Consider the following 20,315-nt stretch of genomic DNA (forward strand, 5'->3'; position numbering starts at 1 on the left):
TACTGTTTCACCGGTTTCAATTAATTGATCTGTTCAACGTCCGACAGGGCAATAGAGCCCATGCCAGCCAGATTCAGGGTAATGCTGCCGCCCTGCCCCAGCGAGACGCTGTCGACATTGGCGCTGACCATGGTGCCCAGCTGCTCAAGCCCGCCGGGGTATGAAGCCTCTGCTACCACCTTATAGCGTCCGGGTGGCAAACTGTTGCCGTTGCCATCTTTGCCGTCCCAGCTAAAGGCGGTCTGGCCGGGCTGTTGCTCGCCCATATCAATTTGCCGCACCCGTTCACCGGACTCATTTTCGATGGAAATTCTCAGCCCCGACGTGGTGGCAGGAACCGACACGTTGCCGGAAATCTCACCATCCGCGCCAAGCACACCTATGGATGACGGCGCCAACACGGTACGCCCGACCATTGAGGAGGCCTGCAGTGCCTGGGTGGAGCGGAACTGGCTGGCCATATCGTCGACACTGCCGGACAGGCTCTGCATTTCCTCCAGGGAGCTGAACTGCGCCAACTGGGAGATGAATTCGCCGTTGTCCTGAGGCTCGAGAGGGTTCTGGTTCTTGAGCTGCGCGATCATCAACTCCATGAACTCGTTCTTGCCGAGCTCACTTCCGCTCTTAGCCTCGTCCTGTTGCACTCGATACTGGCTCAGCACACCCGAAGCGTCTGTCGTGTTATTCACTACGCTCATGATTCAATCCTCGCTCGGTTACTGCTGACCCAGGGTCAGGATACGCTGCATCATGGATTTGGCGCTGTTCATAATGTCCACGTTCATCTGGAAGCTGCGCGACGACGACATCATGTCCGCCATCTCTTCAACCACGTTGACGTTGGGGTAGAACACGTACCCATCTTCGTTCGCGGCAGGGTGATCAGGCTCGTAGCGCATCTGCAGCTCGGCATCGCTCTCGACGATGCCTTCAACCCGCACACCTGCGCCCGGGCCCTGATCACTCCCAAACGCCATGCCCTGCTGAGAGGGATTCAGCATCGACTGCTGAATGGCTGCGAAAACAGGTTTGCGGGCGCGATAGGTCTGGTCGGTACTGGAACTGGCCGTCTCCGCGTTAGCGATGTTGGACGCAGTGGTGTTCAGCCGCAGCGACTGGGCGGTCATACCAGAACCGGCGATGTCGAAAATATTACCCAGGGACATGATGGTGCTCCTCAGTTAATGGCTACGCCCGGCCTACTGGCTGGTCAGTGCTTTTTTGATGCCTGAAACCTTTCCGTCCAGGAACTGGAAACTGGCCTGGTAATCCATGGCATTACGCATGAAGCGGGTCTGCTCCTGCTGGGCATCCACCGTGTTACCGTCCACCGACGGCTGATGCGGTACCCGATAGAGCAACTCGCTGTCATCGCCCATAGGCGATGTATCCATGTGAGACTCGTGGGTTCGGCTCATGCCAAAACCGCTCATGCTGTCCTGAGCCTTCTGCATCATCGCCTGGAAATCCACATCTCGTGCCTTATAGCCCGGTGTGTCTGCGTTGGCGAGGTTGTTGGCCAACACCTCCGCACGTTTAACCCGGCCTTCCAGGGCGTGTTGATGAATGCCTAATGCTTTGTCCAGGGAAATTGCCATAGTGCCTCCGGTTCCTGCACACGGCGTTGGTCGTTTTGCCGTTTGTGCGTTCTTGCGGAGGTAAAAGCAATCGCAATGCCAGTTTTCAGGAGTTGTTGCAGGATGGGGGCTGAAGCAGGTATCGACGTATTCGAATCGTAGATAAAGGACCTAAAGCGGCAAGGGATTTCCCCCGCGCCGGAAGCGGGGGGCAACACGGCGGCAACTAGCGGGGCCAGCGCCTGACAAAGTCGTTCTGCTCAGGCCTGGGTACAGCAGGCTTGTTCGTACTTACGCTGCCGGTATAGAGGAACCCGGTTATAATCTCATTGTCGTCCAACCCCAAGCTTCGTGCGATGGCTGGGTTGTACGCCAAAACCCCGGTACGCCACATACCACCGAACCCGGCAGATTCCAGAGCCAGCAACAAATACCCCATACCCACCGCGGCCGACATGGACTGCTCGATCTCCGGCACTTTGGGATGGGGCTGGTAGGACGCAATCCCAACAATCACCATCGGCGCCCGCAATGCCTTCTTGCGAAGCTTTTCCCGTTCCTTTTCCGAGGCCCCGTCGCCGCAGGTAGCGGCAAACAATTCACCCAGGGCGTTTAATGCCTCGTCTCCTTCAATAATCAGGTATCGCCAGGGCCGTAGTAGCGCATGGTCCGGTGCCCTGGCGGCACACGCAAAAGCCTTTTCAAGTGTTGCCGGGTCAGGCGCTGGCGCCTCCAGGCGTGGCTCTGAAGATCGTTTTAACAGGGCATCCATTACTGCTGTCATATCGCCTCGCTGTGGTTGATTTCAATACGTCAGTTCGGGCCAAACGACCGTATGAATTGTGGGACAGATGGTTTACTGTTAGTCTTTAGTCTAAGTACTTTCCACTATCAGAGAGTACTATCTACCTCAAAAAACGATAAGCGAGCCGGTAGACGCCCTATGAGCCAACAACAAACATTCCGCAATTTCGCGGACTTCTATCCGTATTATCTTGAAGAACATAGCGATGTGAACTGCCGCAGACTTCACTTCGTCGGCAGCCTACTGGTTATCCTCGTTGCACTCTATGCCATCGTAACGGCCAAGTTCCTCTATCTGTTGCTCCTGCCCATCATCGGCTATGGGTTTGCCTGGGTTGGCCACTATGGTTTTGAGAAAAACCGGCCCGCCACTTTCAAACACCCACTGTACAGCCTGATGGGCGATTGGGTGATGTTCAGGGATATGCTTATCGGGCGGATCCGTTTCTGAATGATGAGCGCACCGATCGACCTGCGTAACGCCAGTACCAGTGCCAGCAAGGCCTCCGTACTTGACTCGCAGAACCATCCGATTGCCATCCCGCCCATGCCGGATTACAACGGCAGGATACTGGCGTATACGGCGACGGCCGGCATTATTGTTTCGGGCGTGTTGCAAGACGTCTTCGGCCTGTGGATGCTGTGGTTGCTTTCAGGCGCCCTGACCTGGCCGCACATTGCCCACCAACTAACCCGGCGGACCTTTCTCCGTAGTTCATCCCGTATTCGCCAGAAAATGCTGTTGACGGATTGTGCCATCGGGGGCGGATTCGTCGGTTGCATTGGGTTGATTGCCATACCCTCAGTCGCCGTGACGCTGATGCTGATGTTCAGCTGCCTGATTGTAGGCGGCATTCGCCAGTGGCTGTTCGGCACCATGATCATGACCGCTTGCGGCGCTATCGGCGTTGCCATCGTGGGGCCTGCCGAATCGCTGCAGTCACCGATGATCACCAGCATTATTGCGATCTGTGCCACCGGCCTCTACATCTGTGTGACAGCATTCTATTCCCATCAGCAGGCTCGTGCGCTGATGATGGCAAAAACCCAGATCCAGAATCAACGGGAGCAATCCATTGCCCTGTCCCACAAACTGTCCAAGTATCTGTCACCACAGGTATGGCAGTCCATCTTTACCGGTGAAAGGGACGTGCGGCTGGAAACGCAACGTAAGAAGCTGGCAGTCTTCTTCTCCGACATCAAGGGCTTTACAGAACTGTCCGAAGAGATGGAGCCGGAAGCACTAACCGAACTGCTGAACCACTACTTCAACGAAATGTCGGAAGTGGCACTCAAATACGGCGGCACCATCGATAAGTTCGTTGGCGACTCCATCATGATTTTCTTCGGCGACCCCACCAGCCGGGGCCAGAAGGAAGACGCTTTCGCCTGTGTATCCATGGCGGTGGAAATGCGCAAACACATGAAAATAATGCGGCAGAAATGGCGCAGCCAGGGCATCAAGACACCGCTGGAAATCCGCATGGGCATCAGCACTGGCTATACAACCGTCGGCAACTTCGGTGCAGAGAACCGCATGGACTACACCATCATCGGTAAGGAAGTGAACCTGGCCAGCCGCCTGGAATCACTGGCTGAACCCGGTGAAATCCTGATCTCCTACGAAACCTTTTCGTTGATCAAGGACCGCATCATGTGCCGCGACAAGGGCGAGATCACGGTGAAAGGCTTCGGCCGCCCGGTGTCGATTTACGAAGTGGTGGATTTCCGCCGTGACATGGGCCCCAATCGCAGTTTCCTGGAGCACGAACGCAGCGGCTTTGCCATGTATCTGGACTCGGAAAAGATTACCGAACGGGAGCGGGAGTCCATCCTGTCTGCTCTTGAGGACGCCGCAGAGCGACTGCGCCAGGAAGAGGATTCCTGACCAACCCCGCCTCTACGCCTACTGCCTGATCAACCTTGGCCCCACCGCCTCTTCCGGGTCAGTGCTGCGCCAGGGGTTGATATCCAAACCACCCCTCCGTGTATAACGGGCACAAACCGACAGCTTTTGCGGCTGGCAACGGGCCATCAGGTCGGTAAACATCGTCTCCACACAATGTTCATGGAAGTCCTGCGTCTGGCGAAAACTGACCACGTAGCGCAGCAGCCCTGCCCGATCCAGCGCCGGGCCGGTGTAATCGATCAACACCGTTGCCCAGTCCGGTTGCCCTGTCACTGGGCAGTTACTTTTTAATAGGTGCGAGCACAGTTTCTCCGATACCACATCACCAGTGGCCTGCAAGCTATCCGGGTTGTAGTCGTAGCCCACGGATTCCACATTCTCGTCGTCGATCAGCACAAAACCTTCGGGCCGACCGACCGCCCTCGCACCCTGATCAACACTGTGCAGGTCTACATGCACCGCAGCACCGCTGGCGCTGGAGAGGTCACGGGCAATGACGTCCCGGACCTGATCGACGGAGGAAAACACCGTCTGGTTCAGGGAGTTCAGGTACAGCTTGAGGGATTTGGACTCAATAATGGACGGCGACGCCGAAGGCACGCGAATTTCCGCCCAGGCCACCGCCGGCACGCCCCCGTTGCGCAACCAGGAAATTTCCCAGGCCTGCCACAGATCTTCCCCGAACCAGGGCCAGCGACCATCTTCCAGGCCGATACGGCGACGGTTTTCCTCCCGCGCCACGGGAAACAACAGTTGCGGATCGTAGGCATCCGGGTAGTCGCTGGATTTGCCCAGCGGGGCATCAATAAGGGACATGATCAATCCTGGAATCGGTCATCAGTGACGTATGCCCTTACCGCGCGACAACATGCGCAGGGAAACGGCAGACAGAATGGCAATAAACAGCAGAATCATACCAAGGGCAACGTAGGGATTAACATCCGACACGCCCAGAATGCCATAGCGGAAGGCATTCACCATGTAGAGTATCGGGTTGATCATCGACACGCCTTGCCAGAAACCCGGCAGCAGGTCGATGGAGTAAAACACCCCGCCCAGGTACGTCAGCGGTGTCAGAACGAAGGTTGGCACAATGGAAATATCATCAAACTTGGTCGCGAGCATGGCGTTGATAAAGCCACCCAGCGAAAACAGCGCCGACGTCAGAAACACCGTCAGGATCACCATCGGCAGATGGTGAATAGACAATTGCGTAAAGCCCAGGGACAGCAGCGTTACGATCAATCCAATGCCCAGCCCTCGGGACATGCCACCAGTCACATAACCGGCAAGGATCACCCAGTTGGGTACGGGTGACACCAGCAACTCCTCAATGCTGCGCTGGAATTTCATGGAGAAAAACGAAGACACCACGTTGGCGTAGGAGCTGGTGATCACCGACATCATGATCAACCCCGGAACGATGAACGCCATATAATCGAAGCCACCCATCACCCCAATACGGGAGCCAATAAGGTTGCCGAAAATAATAAAGTACAGCGTCATTGTGACCGCAGGCGGCAACAGGGTTTGTGGCCATATTCGCATGAAGCGACGGATTTCACGGGTCACGATGGTTTTGTATGCGGTCAGCATCGCATCCGTTCTCATGCGCTTTCTCCCTGTTTGGCGTTACGGGGGTTGTTGTCCTGAACCATACGGATAAACAGCTCTTCGAGTCGGTTGGCCTTGGTACGCATGCTGACTACACGCACGCCCTGCTCTTCCAGCTGAATGAACATGCCGTTCAGGCTCTGGCCTTTCTCCACATCCACCAATAGCGCGCCCTCGTCATCCAGGTGACTGAAGAACCCGTCAAGCACCGGAGCTTTTTCAAGCGGCTCCGCGGTATCAAGTACAAAGGTTTCCGAACTCAACTGCTGCAGCAACGCCCGCTTGCTGGTGTGGCGCAAGATTTTGCCGTGGTCGATGATGGCGATATTGCGGCACAGGGCTTCCGCTTCCTCCAGGTAGTGGGTGGTCAGGATAATGGTGGTGCCCTGTCGGTTCATCTCCTCCAGGAACGTCCACATGGAGCGGCGCAACTCAATATCCACCCCGGCCGTAGGCTCATCCAGAATCAGCAGCTTGGGTTCGTGCACCAACGCCCGGGCAATCATCAGCCGCCGCTTCATCCCCCCCGACAGCATCATGGCCGGCGTGTCGCGTTTGTCCCAGAGCCCAAGCTGGCGCAGATACTTTTCGGCGGACTCCGATGCCTTCTTCAGGGGGATGCCGTAATAGCCCGCCTGGGTGGTAACGATGTCGAACACCTTCTCAAACTGGTTAAAGTTAAATTCCTGGGGCACAACGCCCAAGTTCAGTTTGGCGTCCGATAGATGGGTATCGATGTCAGATCCGAATACTCGAACCTTTCCCGCGCTTTTATTCACCAGTGAGCAAACAATGCCGAGAGTGGTGGACTTCCCTGCCCCGTTGGGTCCGAGCAGGGCGAAAAAGTCACCTTCGGCGACATGCAGATCAATCCCTTTCAGGGCCTGGAAGCCGTCGCCATAGGTCTTGACCAGACCTTCGATTTCAAGTGCGTTGGTCATAGTGAATCCAGAGCTGCAGGGGCCGCCAGCAATGCTTTTGCCGCAGCCGATTATGGAATAGAAAAAACAAAAACTATAAGTGGTGGTCCGGAAAGAGAAATTCAAGTCGTGCGACGCAATCCCGCCATACCTATTAAAACCCCAAACTGCGACAGGTTTCCCGATATGGCATCAACGCCCTCCTTATAATGCCGGTTACAACAACTTACAAAAGGTCTTGCACCACCGACCGAACACCAGGGAATGTACGCGCCACCATGAGATCCGCTCACTTCACATCCGCATTGCCGTCTCTGATCTGCCCTTTAGCACTAACGGTGATTTTGGCCGGGTGCTTCAGTGGCGACGGCAGTGGCGGAGATGACGGCTCACGCACGGGACAGATCATGCCGGCGGGCATCTCCGGGCTTACCTATTCCACAGCCAGCCGCAACGGCACCACCAACGCCAACGGACGCTTTAACTATTACCCCGGTGAACGGCTCAGCCTTCGCGTCGGCAACCTGCAACTGGCGGATGGGATTCCCGCGCGGTCCATTGTTACCCCTCTGGAGTTCTTCCCTGAGCTGCGTGCAGCAGTAGAGATACCTGGCACCACCGACGAAGGACTGCATAACCACCGACTGACAGAGCAGCAGTTGATCCAGAACGACGTTACCCTGATCAACCTGACGCGGTTTCTACTGGCGCTCAACTGGAGCCTGAACCTCTCCAATGGCCAGGGCATCGACATTCGGGACCGGGTCATTACCCAACTGAATGCTGCGCTACCCAACCTGGACGGGCCGATCGACTTCAACGTTCCCGAAAACGACTTCGCGGAAGGTGGCAACTCGCCGTCTCCCGCCAACCAGTTGCTGCAAAGCATCTGCTTCTACCCAGCCGACGATGAGCTTTGTGAAGACCCACCCACCGAAGAGGAAATCGCCAACGCGGACCCTCGCCCGGACGAAGAAGACGACCGCGACGAAGACGTCGAGTATCAAGAGGACCTGGAAAACAAACGTGACCGCATTCTCAACGCCGTCCGCAGCCTGGAGGATGTGGATGTCGAGGACGCTGAGGGTTATCTCACGCGGGAACTGGACACCATCACCACCCAACTGGCCAATCGTTATTACCTGGACGATTATGTGGCGGAATTCCCCGCCTCGGATACTGCCATCAAAACTGTGCGGGTACGCAAAATAGCCGATCAGCCACAACTGGACACCATCGAAGCCATCAGCACCCGCAATCAGGATGTGGTGGTGCATTCATTCGATTGGCAGTCAGCGTCGGTGGAGTATTTTGTTGCGGGTGAACCTGGTGGAGAATCCGAGCTGTTGGTGAACTTCCGCCCCGAAGGTACTTACCGATGGGTGAAGAAACAGCTCAGAGTACTTATTCGATAATCGCTCAATAATCGGAGCGGATCAGGCGCCGACAATCCGTGACAGGTTCCAGCGGGACTCCGCACCGGTCACGTCGTAGTGCTCCGGATTCAACCCTTCCGTGCCATGGGGCAGGCACTCAGCCACTGTCAGGGTGTCGTGCGCGCCCCGGCCTTCGTTGTATTTTGCAAGGTCTACAATCCGGGCGGACTTCAACGGCCGGTGGTCACAGCCTGTCATCACCATAACCTTCGGCCACAACCGACGCTCCGGCGCATGAGAAACTACAATACCCCGCTGGCCATCGTTCAGTTCAACCAGACTTCCGGTAGGGTAAATACCAATGGCCTGGATAAACTGCTCCACCAGGTCTTCCTGGAATTCAATGTTGCGCATCTCATACAACAGTGTCACCGCGCGGGCCGGCGTCATGGGTTCCGCCGACGCCCGCGGGCCAATCAGCGTCTCAAAATACTCCGACAGCCCCGCTACCTTGGCCAGCAGTGGAATTCGGTCGCCCCGGACACCCTCCGGGAAACCGGACCCGTTATGCCGCTCGCGGTGGCCCTGCACAACACTGAGAACCGCCCGGGATAAGCCGCTGTCTGCAAGCTTCGCAACACCGCGCTCGACGTAGGTGCGATACACAGAGAAGTCCTCGGAATCCAGCTTGCCCTCATTCGCAAGAATACGCGCAGGAAGGTCCAGCTTGCCAACCTGAGACAGCAGGCAACCCAACCCAAGGTGATTCAGAAGACCTTCATTCAGGCCCAACTGACGACCACAGACCAATGCCCATACAGCTGTGTTCAGGGAATGTCGGTAGGTATAGTCGTCATGGTGACGGGTGCGGCTGAGCCACAACATGGCATCGGGATTGCGAACAACGCTGGACACCATTTTCTGGGTGACAATCGCCACCCCTCTAAGGTTTGGCGTTTCGTGCTGACGAACAGCCTCGAAAACCTGATTCAGCGATGCCTCTGCATCGATCATCAGCTTCTTGGACACCTTCAGCTCTTTACGCATGGTCGTTACAGAATCGTACTTAACCGGCTCCTTGATATTGAGCGGCGGCAACTGGACCGATTCACGCTCATGACCGGAGCGTTTGGCCGGGCGGCTGAAGACACGCTTTCCGGGTTTGGCCTGTTCGATAGCCTCGCGAACCTCGGCCTCATCGATAATCACCCACTTGCAGTGAGTAACCAGCGAACGGACGTCATCCTGCGAGCGAATGTGAAAACCCTGGATAGGGAAAGGAGTCTGATGCCACGGGCGATCGAGATCAGACACAAACATGCCAATCTCCAGATCGTGTACAGCAATTTTCTTTTGGCGGACTCCCACGGGACACCTCTACACGTGCACGAATCGATAATCACTATTGTGACGTCCGCTCAGAAAGAGTCCATTACATTTATGTAGCGAGAAGTAACCGGAATGCGACAGGGAGTAACCGAAACTACCATCAGGAAACAAAGTGTAGCAATGTGACACCATTCACATTACCGACACGTCGTTACCGAGCTATTCGTCGTCACAAACAGAATCATCCAGTTCCGGCGGCCGGGCGTTGAGTGATCCACGGGGGGATTTTCGACTATAGATGGTGTAAGGCACTGTTGAAGCCCTGAGATAGTCGATGTTCTCGGCATCATCACCACTACCACGAACGGTCTTGAGGGGCTCACAGGACACCAGAAGATCCAGTGAAGAACCAATGTCGGCGATGCGTGCCGCCGGATCATCAGCGTTGATCGTCATGCAATGCTTGCCAGCCGCTGACGCTCCCGTGCGGGCGACACGGTCCATCCCCTCGCGACCACAGGCCCGGATACCTTCACCACAGGGTTGGTTGGTGGAGCCTTCATGACTGTCATCCACCAAACGCCATTCACGGTCACTGCATTGGGTTTCAACGGTAATGGGTGTGGACTGGTTATCCGCCACCCACCAGCCGGGGTATTCGGCAGTCTGCCACGTCAACTTTACCTGGCGCCCCTCGCCAGCCGAGTTCTCGGCTGGGAATACCGTATAGTGCGTGTAGTAGGACGCGCACCCACTCAGGACAAGCGGAAGAACAATGACGACAAGCCGTATCAGGAAAAAAGGTCTGTTGAATGTCATTCAGGCAAAACCGTTTAGTGATCCGCGAACTGTAGGCCAAAACCGTCGTTGGTCTTACGCACTACCACCATATCCAGCACGGGTGCAGGCACTGGAAGGCCCTGCACCTGAACCTGAACACTGTCACCGATCGACGGTGTGAAGGGTTCGGTGTCGACGACAACAAAAACGCCGCCATCGGAAATGTCCCTGGTTGAGAACACGAATTCACCAAGTTCTTCATGGATAACCCGAACCTTCGCACTCATTGCAGTACGACCGTGCACTCTTCGATCATTCCCAGCCATAATCTGTAAGCCCACCACTTTTTACATAGTTTTTATAGTCTTCCGAAGCATAACACCATTTCCGCGATAAGTTGGCAACGGCGTATTGACAGTCAGCGCAACACAAATAAGAATAGTTGGCATTGTTAACTACCATTACGTCTCACTACACCTCAAAAGATCACCCCTTACCCAAAACCAAAAAGGAATACCTATCATGAAAATGAAACTTGCGGCGACGGCCATAGCAGCGGCCTGTGCGCTACCCCTGCAGGCCAGCGCCGACGGCGAGGTCAATATCTACTCCTACCGCCAGGCTTACCTGCTGGAACCGCTGTTGAATGCTTTCCAGGAAGAAACCGGCATCGAAACCAACGTGGTCTTCGCCAAGAAAGGCCTGGCCGAGCGTCTGGAGCGTGAAGGACGCAACAGCCCCGCGGACCTGGTGATGACGGTGGACATCTCCCGCATCAACGAGCTGGTCGAGCGCGACCTCGTCGAAGGCGTAGAAAACGACACCCTGCAGAACAACATCCCACAGAACCTGCGTCATCCTGACGGCAAGTGGTTTGCCCTGACCACCCGCGGCCGGCTGATCTACGCCTCAAAGGAACGTGTTGAAGAAGGCGACATCACCACCTACGAGCAACTGGCCGATGAAGAGTGGGATGACCGCATCTGCACCCGCAGCGGCAAGCACCCCTACAACATCGCGCTGTTCTCATCCATGATTGCCCATCACGGTGAAGAAGCTACCGAAGAGTGGCTTGAGGGCCTGAAAGACAACCTGGCACGCAAGCCCCAAGGCGGTGACCGTGACCAGATCAAGGCCATCCATGCCGGCGAGTGCGATATTGCCATTGGCAACAGCTACTACTATGGCAACATGCTGAACGACGAAAACCAGCGCGAAGCCGCCGAGTCCGTCCGCCTGGTGTTCCCCAACGCAGCTGGCCGCGGCACTCACATCAACATCAGCGGTATCGCCTTGACCAAAAGTGCGCCCAACCGTGACAACGCCATTCGCCTGATGGAGTTCCTGTCAGAACCCAAGGCGCAGCAGATTTACGCCGAGGCCAACACCGAATACCCAGCCAACCCTGACGTAAAACCCTCCGGCATGGTCGCTGAGTGGGGCGAAATCAATCCGGACGACCTGTCTCTCCAGGAAATCGCCGAGAACCGCAGTGCTGCGGTGAAAATGGTTGATCGTGTCGATTACGACAACTAAATCCGCCATGTATTGAAAAAGCCGGGACTCAGGTCCCGGCTTTTTTGTACAATCCGCACCCTAATTCCCAATTCACCCGAAGGAAACCTATGTCCGAGGCCATTGAACAGACCGGGGCGAGTTACCCCCTGCTGGCAAAACGGACCTCGAAACGCTGGCTGATCACCGCCACGGTGACCACCGCCATTGTGGCGCTTCCAGTATTGTCGGTGCTTATCCTGGCGTTGTTTCCGGAAGAAAATATCTGGCCCCACCTGCTGGACACTACGCTTCCCCGCTATCTGGTCACCACACTCCAACTTATGGCCGGCGTGGCGTTCATCACGCTGGTTATCGGCCTCGCCACCGCCTGGGCGGTCACCATGTGCGACTTTCCCGGCCGCAAGTTTTTTGAATGGGCCATGCTGCTTCCCTTTGCCGTCCCGGCCTACGTCATCGCCTATGTGTATACCAGCCTTCTGGATTACGCCGGGCCGGTTCAAACTGCCATGAGGGACTGGTTTGGCTGGCACAACGCCGCCGACTACTGGTTCCCCGAAATCCGCAGCCTGGAAGGCGCCACCCTGATGATAGGCCTGGTGCTCTACCCCTATGTGTACCTGTTGGCACGGGCGGCGTTCCTGGAGCAATCCCCTTCCCTGTTTGCGGTTAGCCGTAGCCTGGGGCATTCCGCCATAAGCACATTCTTCCGGGTGGTCCTACCGATTGCCCGGCCGGCCGTTGCAGTCGGCCTGTCGCTGGTACTGATGGAAACCCTGAACGATTTCGGCACCGTGGACTTCTTCGCGGTACAAACGCTGACTGCGGGCCTGTTCGACACCTGGATGAACCTGGGTAATCTGGGCGGCGCCGCGCAGATTGCCACCACCATGCTGGCCTTTGTCGTTATCCTGGTTACCCTGGAACGATATTCCCGCCGTAAACAGCAACAGTTTGCAGCGCGGGACAACCGCGAGCCAATCCGCCGCTTTACCCTTTCACGCCCGCGCCAGCTGGTCTGTGTGGCCGTCTGCGTCGTTCCAGTGATCTTCGGCTTCCTGTTGCCAGCCGCCACCCTTGGTCACTATGCCTGGGAATACTTCGACGAGAGCTGGAACCCGGACTTCGTTCGCAACACCCTGAACAGCCTGTTCCTATCGGGTACGGCGGCACTGACTACACTGGTCATTGGCGTCACCCTTGCCTACAGCCGACGCCTGCACAATACCCGGGGCATGCGTGTGATGATGCGGCTGTCCAGCCTGGGCTACGCCATGCCCGGTGCCGTACTCGCAGTGGGTGTGATCGTGCCGCTGGCAGGTTTCGACAATTGGGTGGATGGTATCCTGAGGGACAACTTCGGTGTCAGCAGCGGGCTGCTGCTTAGTGGTACTGCCTTTGCGCTGGTATTCGCCTATACCGTGCGATTCCTGGCGGTTTCTGCCGGCAGTGTGGAAAGTGCCCTGCAAAAAATTACGCCCAGTATGGACATGGCTTCCCGGTCCCTGGGCCATTCACCGGGCAACACATTATTGAAGGTTCACCTACCGATGTTGCGGGGCACCTTGATTACGGCGGCACTGGTGGTGTTTGTGGACTGCATGAAGGAACTGCCCGCAACACTGATTCTGCGGCCGTTCAACTTTGAAACCCTGGCCACCTATGTGTATCAGTTTGCCTCTGACGAGAAACTGGCCCACAGCGCCCTGCCGGCACTGATCATCGTGCTGGCAGGCATCATTCCGATCATCCTCATGAGCAAATCCATTTCCGACACCCGGGCCATTAGCTGACGCGCGCCGTTTCAGCCGGGATTCGCTAGATCACCGAACGAGAATGCGCGCCCTGAACCACAAAACGGCCCTGGAAAACCGCAACAGGTTCTCCAACGGGTTCCGTGGTGGGTTCGCCGCAATAAACTTCAGCAATCAGGGAAAGCCGGCCCTTGCCATGGCGGGCCAGGCTTTTTCGGAATCGGTCAGGGACTTCACCGCCGGGGAGGCGGCACAGGGCGAAGAAGTTCGTGTCTACAGGCTCAATGTGCTCGATCTCACCTACCTGGATCACCACGTTTCCGGCTAATCCCAGGTCGGTCAATACCAACTCAACCAACCCCCAGGCGGAAATCACCGCAACTGAGTAGACACTACCCCCGAAGCCAGTCCCCTGATGGTTGTGGTTGGGGGCCAGCGGAGCGCTGACCAACAACGCATGGCCGTCATAGGAAACCAGCTCCACACCCAAAGCTTCCGAGAGCGGAATCATGTCATGAATGCGTTTCTGAAATCGGGCTAACTGAGTCATATTCCCTCCTGAATATGTCTTCAGTTTATGCCCGTTTCAGTGCTTTCCCTATGCGACTTACGTCGGTTTTCTCTACTGCCAGATAACCGGCTCTCGTTTGGCGTACCAAGTGTCCACATTCTTCTGGTAAGCATCCTCCACCACATTACGCTTCAGTTTCAGCGTGGGTGTCAGGAAGCTGTTCTCAATGGACCATTCATCGCTCACCACGGTAATGAACGCCAATTGCTCGTGAGGGTCCACGGTCTTGTTCACGTCCGTAATCAACTGCTTGAAGCTGGCCTCGATGTCCTTGCGAAATGCCTCATCGGCCATCTTCGGGCGAATCTCCTCGCCCAGCATCACCAGCGCGTGGGGTTGCGTCTGGTTGGCCCCGGAGACACACACCATTTCGATGGCCTCGTGAGACATCAGGCGGTTCTCAATCGGCGCCGGGGCGATGTACTTACCCTTGCTGGTCTTGAAGATTTCCTTGATGCGGCCGGTCAGCTTCAAGCGGCCCATCTCGTCAATTTCGCCCTTATCGCCGGTTTTCAGGAAACCGTCCTCGGAGAACGTCTCGCGGGTTTTCTCCTCATCCTTGTAATAGCCCATCATCGTCGCCGGGCTCTTCACCAGTACCTCACCCTCGTCGCTGATTTTCATTTCCACGCCGGGCATCGCCTCACCGACATAGCCGGTGCGGGAACGGCCCGGTTTGTTCATATGGGAATAGGCAAAGTTCTCGGACATGCCGTAGCCTTCCAGCAGCTCCAGCCCCAGATTGCGGTACCAGTCCAATACATCATTGGACAGCGGTGCGGAGCCACTGCCAGCCAGTTTGACCTTGCTCAGGCCCAGCCCCTTGAGCACCTTCTTCTTGATCACCTTGTTCAGCAACGGAATCTTCAGCAGCTTTTCCAGCTTCTCCTTGGGTAGCTTCTGCAGAACGCCGTGCTGGAACTTCACCCACAGGCGGGGCACCGACAGGAACAGCGTGGGCTGCGCCCGCTGCAGGTCCTGAACAAAGGTGTCCAGTGACTCGGCAAAGAAAAGCTGGAAACCGGAGTACAGCGAGCCCAGCTCTACAAACGTGCGCTCGAAAACATGCGCCAGTGGCAGGTAGGACATCATGCGCTCTTCCGCGCCTACGCCCAGCACCTGGGTGCCACCGGCGGCCGCAAACGCCATATTGCGGAAACTCAGCATAACGCCCTTCGGGCGGCCGGTGCTGCCAGAGGTGTACACAATGGTGGCCAGCTCATCCGCATCCCGCTGGATATTCTCTTCCAGTGGCGGGTACTTGCCTACAAGGTCGTCCCAGGTATCAAAATCGTTGGGCGGGCTCAGCGGGTAGGAAATGCAACGCACGGACTCCGGCACGCCGGACTTCATCATGTCCCAGTCATCCAGCTTGCCGACAAACAGAACCTCGCACTCGCTGTGGTTGAGGATGTAGTTCACGGTATCCGCGTTCAGCGTCGGATACAGCGGCACGGAGATGTGGCCGGCCATCCATATTGCCCAATCCGACATGATCCACTGCGCGCAGTTCTTGGAAATGATTCCAACCCGGCTCTTCTCCGGTAAATTCAGGGATTTCAGGTACGACGCCATCCGGCGGGCTTCGTCCACCGCACGCTTCCAGGTGTATTCGACAACCTTACCGTCGCCAATGGGTTGAGTCATATACAGGGAGTCCGCCTTGGCGTTTTCCCAGTGATAAACCATATCCAGGGGGAGTTTGTCAGTAGTGTCCATGGACCTTCCTTGCGTTGTGTTATTTTTGAGTTATCGGTGTTTTTATTATGTAAGGGCTGCACTGAATTAGACTTTAGTAGCCTATTTCACCACAGCTGTCACCGTCAAAACGTGACGGAACTAGAACTATTCCACTTCACATGTATTTTTAGCCGGCATACCGCCGCCCAGATCCCTGTAAAAGGTACCTTCCCTTACCCATCAATCCAATAGCCTGTGATAAACTTCCGCCCCTTTATTAAACGCGCGTTCGATCTCCCGGCGCGCCAAACAGTCTGAACAGACCCGGAGACCGGTTTATGGCCAACAAGATTCTGCGCACGCTGATCGGCACCGCCCTACTGGCTATGGCGGCCATTACACCCGCCATTGCTCAGAGCGACGAACAGCGGGTAGTCGCCATCACCCAGATTGTCGAGCATCCGGCCCTGGATGCTGTCTACAAGGGCGTCAGGGACGAACTTGAATCACAGGGATACAAAGACGGCGAACAGCTTCGCATCATGCACGAAAGCGCACAGGGCAACGCCGCCATTGCATCACAGATTGCCCGCAAGTTCGTGGGTGAAGGCCCGGATGTGATCGTGGCCATCGCCACACCGTCGGCACAGACCATGGCCGCCGCCGCGCGCCAGACACCGGTGGTATTCTCCGCCGTGACCGACCCGGTCGGCGCCAAGCTGGTTAAAAGCCTGAAGGCGCCGGGTGCCAACATCACCGGCGTGACCGACATGCTGCCCATCGAGCGCCACCTCGACCTGCTAGAACGCGTGGTGCCAGACGCCAAACGCATCGGCACCGTGTACAACCCTGGTGAAGCCAACGCTGTAGCGCTGGTGGAGCTGCTTGAGGAGCGCCTGCAGGCTCGTGACATGGAGCTGGTCAAAGCCGCCGCCACCAAGACCTCGGAAGTGCTCGGCGCCGCCCGGTCGCTGGTGGGCAAGGCAGACGCCATCTACCTGACCACCGACAACACCGTGATCAGCGCCGTTGAAGCGGTCATTTCCGTAGGCGAGCGCGCCAGCATTCCGGTCTTCGCAGCTGACACCGCCACCGTCGGCCGTGGCGCCGTGGCCGCGCTCGGGTTTGACTATTACGATCACGGGCGCCAGACCGGCGCCATGGTGGCCCGCATCCTGGAAGGCGCCAACCCCGGTGATCTGGACGTCGAGTCCGTCGACACCCTGGAACTGTTCGTGAACCCCGCTGCCGCAGAGCGTATGGGCATTACCCTGTCTGACGACCTGATCAGCGACGCGAAAAAAGTCGTAAACAGCGACAAGTAATCCACTGTTAACGGGCGGCCTCACAAGGGCTGCCCGTTTTCATTTATGGTGACCCAATCCCATGCTTAGCAATATTGCCTTTTATGGCGCCATTGAAACCGGCCTGATCTACGGGCTGGTCGCCTTCGGAATCTACCTCTCCTTTCGTGTACTCGACTTCCCGGACCTGACCGTGGATGGCAGCTTTCCCCTGGGCGCCGCCGTAGCAGCGGTATTGATCATTGAAGGGGTTAACCCCTGGCTGGCCACAGGCGCGGCCGTCATTGCCGGCATGGGTGCCGGTGCGGTAACCGCCCTGCTGAACGTCAAACTCAACATCCTTAACCTGTTGGCGTCTATCCTCACCATGATCGCGCTGTATTCGGTAAACCTGCGCATCATGGGCCGGCCCAACATTGCCCTGCTCACCGAGGAAACCGTACTCACGCCCTGGTATGAGCTTGGTCTGGCCTACCATCAAGTGCCGGTTCTGTTGTTCATCATCGTGGTGATGGTGAGCTTGTTGTTGCTGTGGCGTTTCATGAAATCCGAAACCGGACTGGCCATGCGCGCCACCGGCGCCAACCCGCGAATGGCTCGCGCCCAAGGCATCGCCACTGGCGCCATGATTGTGTTGGGGGTTGCCGTCTCCAATGGCCTGGTGGGCCTCGCCGGCGCCCTGTTTGCCCAGAGCCAGGGCGCTGCGGACGTCACCATGGGCGTTGGCGTGATCGTGATCGGCCTGGCCTCGTTGATCGGTGGCGAAGCCGTGCTCACACCGTCTACCGTGCTTCGGGCTCTGATTGCTTGCGTGATCGGCGCCATCGTCTACCGCTTGGCCATTGCCCTGGCGCTGAATGCTGACTTCCTCGGGCTTCAGGCCCAGGATCTGAACCTGATCACCGCTGTGTTGGTCACGCTGGCCATCGTGCTGCCAGGTGTTCGCACATCCGTTGCTGCGCGGTTTACCCGCAAAAAGGCCTGAGGAGGAAGCATGATTACAGCAACCGACCTGACCCTGACCTTTGGCAAGGGCACGCCACTTGAAAACCCGGCCCTGCGGGGCATGAGCCTGACCGTCAACCAGGGCGAGTTCGTCACCGTGATTGGCAGTAATGGCGCCGGAAAATCCACCTTCCTCAACGCCCTTGCCGGAGAGGTGATGGTGGACAGCGGCAACATCATCGTCGACAACCAGGACGTGACAAAGCTGCCCACCCACAAACGCGCGGGCCGTGTCGCCCGCGTATTCCAGGACCCCCTGGCGGGCACCTGCGAAGGCCTGACCATCGAGGAAAACCTGGCCCTGGCCATCAAACGCGGCCAGCGCCGTGGGCTGAGCGCGGCGGTGAAGGCCCGCTACCTGGACCAGTTCAAATCCAGCCTGTCCTCCCTCAACCTGGGCCTGGAAAACCGCCTCGGGGACAAGATGGGCCTGCTTTCCGGCGGCCAGCGCCAAGCCGTCAGCCTGCTGATGGCCAGCCTCACACCCTCCGCTATCCTGCTGCTGGACGAACATACCGCCGCGCTGGACCCGAAAACCGGCTCCTTCGTACTGGAACTAACCACGCAGATCATCGAAGAGCAGAAGCTCACCGCACTGATGGTCACCCACAGCATGAAACAGGCGCTGGAAGTCGGCGACCGCACGGTGATGCTGCATCAGGGCCAGGTGGTGTTCGATATTGCGGGGAAGGATCGGGAAGGCCTGGAAGTGAAAGACCTGCTGGAGCTGTTCGAGAAGCAGCGCGGGCTGGAAGTGGACGACGACAGCCTGCTGCTGGGCTAGGAGAAACCAGGGCCATGCAGGAGAATCTCCCCTCCTGCATGGCCTCCCGGTTAATGGCCGTAAATGATCATCTGGGTGTTGGTGATGGACAGGTCATCAACAAACACACTGCCTATTGATGTACCACCAACGATAATACCGCCCATACTCATATCCGCCCGGAACTCCGGAATCTCAATGGCAAGGCTACTGATACCCTGTGAGTTCGCGGTTTTATAGATACCCATCTCCACACGGGCGAACAGGTCCAGCGGCTGGGGCGCAGACAGGTCGTAATCCGCACCGGTCAACCTCAGGTCCTCAATGCCCAATGCCAGAAACGGCACATCGAAATCCATATCGTCAATGGCGAGATCGGCACGGAAGCTCAACACGTCGGTTGCGGTATCCACACGAATGGTTCCCGAACCAATCAGCGCGTCCATATGGAAGTTATCCAGAATGGTTGTACCAGTAGACGGGCCAGCCAGGTTCCACTGGCCTGTTTCAATCCGCAGGTCCACCGCACCAAAGGTCATTGGCAGGATGTTGATAATGGCATCGCCGTCGCTGGCAACGTCGATGTTGATGCGGATGTTATCCAGGAGATCACTGGGCGCGGCGCCGGTCAGGTTTGTTCCCATCTCGGAGAACATATCTGTCCGGTTGGTGCCGCCTACAGAGATATCGTTGATGACCATGGACCCTTCATCGGTGTAGATGAAGCGATCAATGTTCAGTTTGGTTTCCAGCTCAATGGTCACACCGGCCTGGCCGGTAATGTTTCCCATCGCGCTGTCGTCCAGCATCACAATGTCTGCCATTGCGGCAGCAGGTAACCCTGCGACGCCCAGCGCAAGCAGTGTTCGTTTCAGGCCTTTCATTATTATGTTCCTTTTATAGTCGTTTTCACTTCCTGTGGGCCACTACCTCTTACGACTCCACATCACTACTTTAGCGACAGGTATAAAACGGGTACGTGCACCGGTCACATTTAACTGACTTTATGAACATTTTTTCAGGTTTTTCGCTGCACAGTTTTTGACCACAACATCTAGTGGTTTCAAGTAAAACGCCTCAACACGGCGTATCTGCGGGCATTTCAGGATATTCAAGCATTCATCCATTGATTTTCTTTCGCAATGGGCCGCGATCTATAGTTGTCTTCTTATTCACAGACCACTATATCCTGTTATACTAATCTCATATTCACCCATATATAGGGTTTTCTCGGCCCGCTTACCACAAGCGGCGCACCAGTAAACAACGCGGGTGATCATCTTTCCTGAAAACCCGCTGTTGCGCCTTTTCCAGAGCGGACAGCGGGTTAGAAAAACACCAGATCTAGTGTTTCACCAGATCTGAAGCACAACAGCCTTCCAGGCTGAGACATCTTAACGACACATGGGGTATG

21 protein-coding genes are annotated in these 20,315 nt (G+C 56.7%); 8 read left to right on the forward strand and 13 right to left on the reverse strand.

Annotation, left to right across the window (positions count from 1 at the left end; all coding sequences use genetic code 11):
• Positions 1–20: 20 nt before the first annotated feature.
• The 4 genes from AC0B60_RS13520 to AC0B60_RS13535 all read right to left on the reverse strand — a co-directional run bounded on the left by AC0B60_RS13520 (position 21) and on the right by AC0B60_RS13535 (position 2,361).
• Positions 21–698, reverse strand: coding sequence for a flagellar hook assembly protein FlgD (locus tag AC0B60_RS13520; protein WP_465086338.1), 678 nt, complete (start codon positions 696–698; stop codon positions 21–23).
• A gap of 18 nt (positions 699–716) precedes the next feature.
• Positions 717–1,166: a flagellar basal body rod protein FlgC gene (gene flgC, locus AC0B60_RS13525; protein WP_465086339.1), complete on the reverse strand. Its 450-nt coding sequence runs from the start codon at positions 1,164–1,166 to the stop codon at positions 717–719.
• Between the two features lie 33 nt (positions 1,167–1,199).
• Positions 1,200–1,598 (reverse strand): flagellar basal body rod protein FlgB, encoded by a 399-nt coding sequence (gene flgB / locus AC0B60_RS13530; protein WP_465086340.1) that lies wholly within the window; start codon positions 1,596–1,598, stop codon positions 1,200–1,202.
• Positions 1,599–1,803: 205 nt separating this feature from the next.
• A complete protein-coding gene (locus AC0B60_RS13535) occupies positions 1,804–2,361 on the reverse strand; it encodes a nitroreductase family protein (protein WP_465086341.1) in 558 nt (185 codons plus the stop codon).
• 159 nt (positions 2,362–2,520) lie between these two features.
• On the opposite strand from AC0B60_RS13535, the gene AC0B60_RS13540 reads away from it, so the two are divergent.
• Positions 2,521–2,832, forward strand: coding sequence for an Mpo1-like protein (locus AC0B60_RS13540; RefSeq protein ID WP_465086342.1), 312 nt, complete (start codon positions 2,521–2,523; stop codon positions 2,830–2,832).
• Positions 2,833–4,269, forward strand: coding sequence for an adenylate/guanylate cyclase domain-containing protein (locus AC0B60_RS13545; protein ID WP_465086343.1), 1,437 nt, complete (start codon positions 2,833–2,835; stop codon positions 4,267–4,269). It begins immediately after the preceding gene.
• Between the two features lie 18 nt (positions 4,270–4,287).
• Here AC0B60_RS13545 and queF read toward each other — a convergent pair whose 3' ends face one another.
• The 3 genes from queF to AC0B60_RS13560 are packed head-to-tail and all read right to left on the reverse strand — an operon-like array spanning position 4,288 to position 6,845.
• Positions 4,288–5,106 carry an NADPH-dependent 7-cyano-7-deazaguanine reductase QueF gene (gene queF, locus AC0B60_RS13550; RefSeq protein WP_465086344.1) on the reverse strand — a complete coding sequence of 273 codons (819 nt, stop codon included), beginning with the start codon at positions 5,104–5,106 and terminating at the stop codon, positions 4,288–4,290.
• Positions 5,107–5,127: 21 nt separating this feature from the next.
• A complete protein-coding gene (locus AC0B60_RS13555) occupies positions 5,128–5,901 on the reverse strand; it encodes an ABC transporter permease (RefSeq protein WP_465086345.1) in 774 nt (257 codons plus the stop codon).
• Positions 5,898–6,845, reverse strand: a complete 948-nt coding sequence (locus AC0B60_RS13560) for an ABC transporter ATP-binding protein (protein ID WP_465086346.1) — start codon at positions 6,843–6,845, stop codon at positions 5,898–5,900. Before AC0B60_RS13560 ends, AC0B60_RS13555 begins: the two co-directional genes overlap by 4 nt.
• A gap of 257 nt (positions 6,846–7,102) precedes the next feature.
• Between AC0B60_RS13560 and AC0B60_RS13565 the strand changes: the two genes are divergently transcribed.
• Positions 7,103–8,239 carry an organic solvent ABC transporter permease gene (locus AC0B60_RS13565; protein ID WP_465086347.1) on the forward strand — a complete coding sequence of 379 codons (1,137 nt, stop codon included), beginning with the start codon at positions 7,103–7,105 and terminating at the stop codon, positions 8,237–8,239.
• A gap of 21 nt (positions 8,240–8,260) precedes the next feature.
• Here AC0B60_RS13565 and AC0B60_RS13570 read toward each other — a convergent pair whose 3' ends face one another.
• The 3 genes from AC0B60_RS13570 to AC0B60_RS13580 all read right to left on the reverse strand — a co-directional run bounded on the left by AC0B60_RS13570 (position 8,261) and on the right by AC0B60_RS13580 (position 10,635).
• Positions 8,261–9,568 carry an HD-GYP domain-containing protein gene (locus tag AC0B60_RS13570; protein ID WP_465086348.1) on the reverse strand — a complete coding sequence of 436 codons (1,308 nt, stop codon included), beginning with the start codon at positions 9,566–9,568 and terminating at the stop codon, positions 8,261–8,263.
• Positions 9,569–9,748: 180 nt separating this feature from the next.
• Positions 9,749–10,348: a hypothetical protein gene (locus AC0B60_RS13575; RefSeq protein ID WP_465086349.1), complete on the reverse strand. Its 600-nt coding sequence runs from the start codon at positions 10,346–10,348 to the stop codon at positions 9,749–9,751.
• A 14-nt stretch (positions 10,349–10,362) separates the two neighbouring features.
• Positions 10,363–10,635, reverse strand: coding sequence for a PilZ domain-containing protein (locus AC0B60_RS13580; RefSeq protein WP_465086350.1), 273 nt, complete (start codon positions 10,633–10,635; stop codon positions 10,363–10,365).
• A 196-nt stretch (positions 10,636–10,831) separates the two neighbouring features.
• On the opposite strand from AC0B60_RS13580, the gene AC0B60_RS13585 reads away from it, so the two are divergent.
• Together AC0B60_RS13585 and AC0B60_RS13590 are read left to right on the forward strand one after the other, a co-directional pair.
• On the forward strand, positions 10,832–11,845 hold the full coding sequence (locus AC0B60_RS13585) for a Fe(3+) ABC transporter substrate-binding protein (RefSeq protein WP_465086351.1): 1,014 nt from the start codon (positions 10,832–10,834) through the stop codon (positions 11,843–11,845).
• An 89-nt stretch (positions 11,846–11,934) separates the two neighbouring features.
• Positions 11,935–13,617 (forward strand): ABC transporter permease, encoded by a 1,683-nt coding sequence (locus tag AC0B60_RS13590; protein WP_465086352.1) that lies wholly within the window; start codon positions 11,935–11,937, stop codon positions 13,615–13,617.
• A gap of 25 nt (positions 13,618–13,642) precedes the next feature.
• Here the strand turns inward: AC0B60_RS13590 and AC0B60_RS13595 are convergent, their stop codons facing one another.
• Together AC0B60_RS13595 and AC0B60_RS13600 are read right to left on the reverse strand one after the other, a co-directional pair.
• Positions 13,643–14,128, reverse strand: coding sequence for a thioesterase domain-containing protein (locus AC0B60_RS13595; RefSeq protein WP_465086353.1), 486 nt, complete (start codon positions 14,126–14,128; stop codon positions 13,643–13,645).
• A gap of 72 nt (positions 14,129–14,200) precedes the next feature.
• A complete protein-coding gene (locus AC0B60_RS13600) occupies positions 14,201–15,868 on the reverse strand; it encodes an AMP-binding protein (protein ID WP_465086354.1) in 1,668 nt (555 codons plus the stop codon).
• A 299-nt stretch (positions 15,869–16,167) separates the two neighbouring features.
• On the opposite strand from AC0B60_RS13600, the gene AC0B60_RS13605 reads away from it, so the two are divergent.
• The 3 genes from AC0B60_RS13605 to AC0B60_RS13615 all read left to right on the forward strand — a co-directional run bounded on the left by AC0B60_RS13605 (position 16,168) and on the right by AC0B60_RS13615 (position 18,922).
• Complete coding sequence (locus AC0B60_RS13605; protein ID WP_465086355.1) at positions 16,168–17,154, forward strand: ABC transporter substrate-binding protein; 987 nt, start codon at positions 16,168–16,170, stop codon at positions 17,152–17,154.
• 61 nt (positions 17,155–17,215) lie between these two features.
• Positions 17,216–18,118 carry an ABC transporter permease gene (locus AC0B60_RS13610; protein ID WP_465086356.1) on the forward strand — a complete coding sequence of 301 codons (903 nt, stop codon included), beginning with the start codon at positions 17,216–17,218 and terminating at the stop codon, positions 18,116–18,118.
• Between the two features lie 9 nt (positions 18,119–18,127).
• On the forward strand, positions 18,128–18,922 hold the full coding sequence (locus tag AC0B60_RS13615) for an ABC transporter ATP-binding protein (RefSeq protein WP_465086357.1): 795 nt from the start codon (positions 18,128–18,130) through the stop codon (positions 18,920–18,922).
• A 50-nt stretch (positions 18,923–18,972) separates the two neighbouring features.
• Here the strand turns inward: AC0B60_RS13615 and AC0B60_RS13620 are convergent, their stop codons facing one another.
• Complete coding sequence (locus AC0B60_RS13620) at positions 18,973–19,785, reverse strand: DUF6160 family protein (protein WP_465086358.1); 813 nt, start codon at positions 19,783–19,785, stop codon at positions 18,973–18,975.
• Between the last annotated feature and the right edge of the window lie 530 nt (positions 19,786–20,315).

The organism is Marinobacter sp. V34 (genome assembly GCF_055524115.1).

Bases quoted from the DNA above. Each gene is read 5' to 3' on its own strand.
- AC0B60_RS13520 (WP_465086338.1), bottom strand. From the start codon at position 698: ATGAGCGTAGTGAATAACACGACAGACGCTTCGGGTGTGCTGAGCCAG.
- flgC (WP_465086339.1), bottom strand. From the start codon at position 1,166: ATGTCCCTGGGTAATATTTTCGACATCGCCGGTTCTGGTATGACCGCC.
- flgB (WP_465086340.1), bottom strand. From the start codon at position 1,598: ATGGCAATTTCCCTGGACAAAGCATTAGGCATTCATCAACACGCCCTG.
- AC0B60_RS13535 (WP_465086341.1), bottom strand. From the start codon at position 2,361: ATGACAGCAGTAATGGATGCCCTGTTAAAACGATCTTCAGAGCCACGC.
- AC0B60_RS13540 (WP_465086342.1), top strand. From the start codon at position 2,521: ATGAGCCAACAACAAACATTCCGCAATTTCGCGGACTTCTATCCGTAT.
- AC0B60_RS13545 (WP_465086343.1), top strand. From the start codon at position 2,833: ATGATGAGCGCACCGATCGACCTGCGTAACGCCAGTACCAGTGCCAGC.
- queF (WP_465086344.1), bottom strand. From the start codon at position 5,106: ATGTCCCTTATTGATGCCCCGCTGGGCAAATCCAGCGACTACCCGGAT.
- AC0B60_RS13555 (WP_465086345.1), bottom strand. From the start codon at position 5,901: ATGAGAACGGATGCGATGCTGACCGCATACAAAACCATCGTGACCCGT.
- AC0B60_RS13560 (WP_465086346.1), bottom strand. From the start codon at position 6,845: ATGACCAACGCACTTGAAATCGAAGGTCTGGTCAAGACCTATGGCGAC.
- AC0B60_RS13565 (WP_465086347.1), top strand. From the start codon at position 7,103: ATGAGATCCGCTCACTTCACATCCGCATTGCCGTCTCTGATCTGCCCT.
- AC0B60_RS13575 (WP_465086349.1), bottom strand. From the start codon at position 10,348: ATGACATTCAACAGACCTTTTTTCCTGATACGGCTTGTCGTCATTGTT.
- AC0B60_RS13580 (WP_465086350.1), bottom strand. From the start codon at position 10,635: ATGGCTGGGAATGATCGAAGAGTGCACGGTCGTACTGCAATGAGTGCG.
- AC0B60_RS13585 (WP_465086351.1), top strand. From the start codon at position 10,832: ATGAAAATGAAACTTGCGGCGACGGCCATAGCAGCGGCCTGTGCGCTA.
- AC0B60_RS13590 (WP_465086352.1), top strand. From the start codon at position 11,935: ATGTCCGAGGCCATTGAACAGACCGGGGCGAGTTACCCCCTGCTGGCA.
- AC0B60_RS13595 (WP_465086353.1), bottom strand. From the start codon at position 14,128: ATGACTCAGTTAGCCCGATTTCAGAAACGCATTCATGACATGATTCCG.
- AC0B60_RS13600 (WP_465086354.1), bottom strand. From the start codon at position 15,868: ATGGACACTACTGACAAACTCCCCCTGGATATGGTTTATCACTGGGAA.
- AC0B60_RS13605 (WP_465086355.1), top strand. From the start codon at position 16,168: ATGGCCAACAAGATTCTGCGCACGCTGATCGGCACCGCCCTACTGGCT.
- AC0B60_RS13610 (WP_465086356.1), top strand. From the start codon at position 17,216: ATGCTTAGCAATATTGCCTTTTATGGCGCCATTGAAACCGGCCTGATC.
- AC0B60_RS13615 (WP_465086357.1), top strand. From the start codon at position 18,128: ATGATTACAGCAACCGACCTGACCCTGACCTTTGGCAAGGGCACGCCA.
- AC0B60_RS13620 (WP_465086358.1), bottom strand. From the start codon at position 19,785: ATGAAAGGCCTGAAACGAACACTGCTTGCGCTGGGCGTCGCAGGGTTA.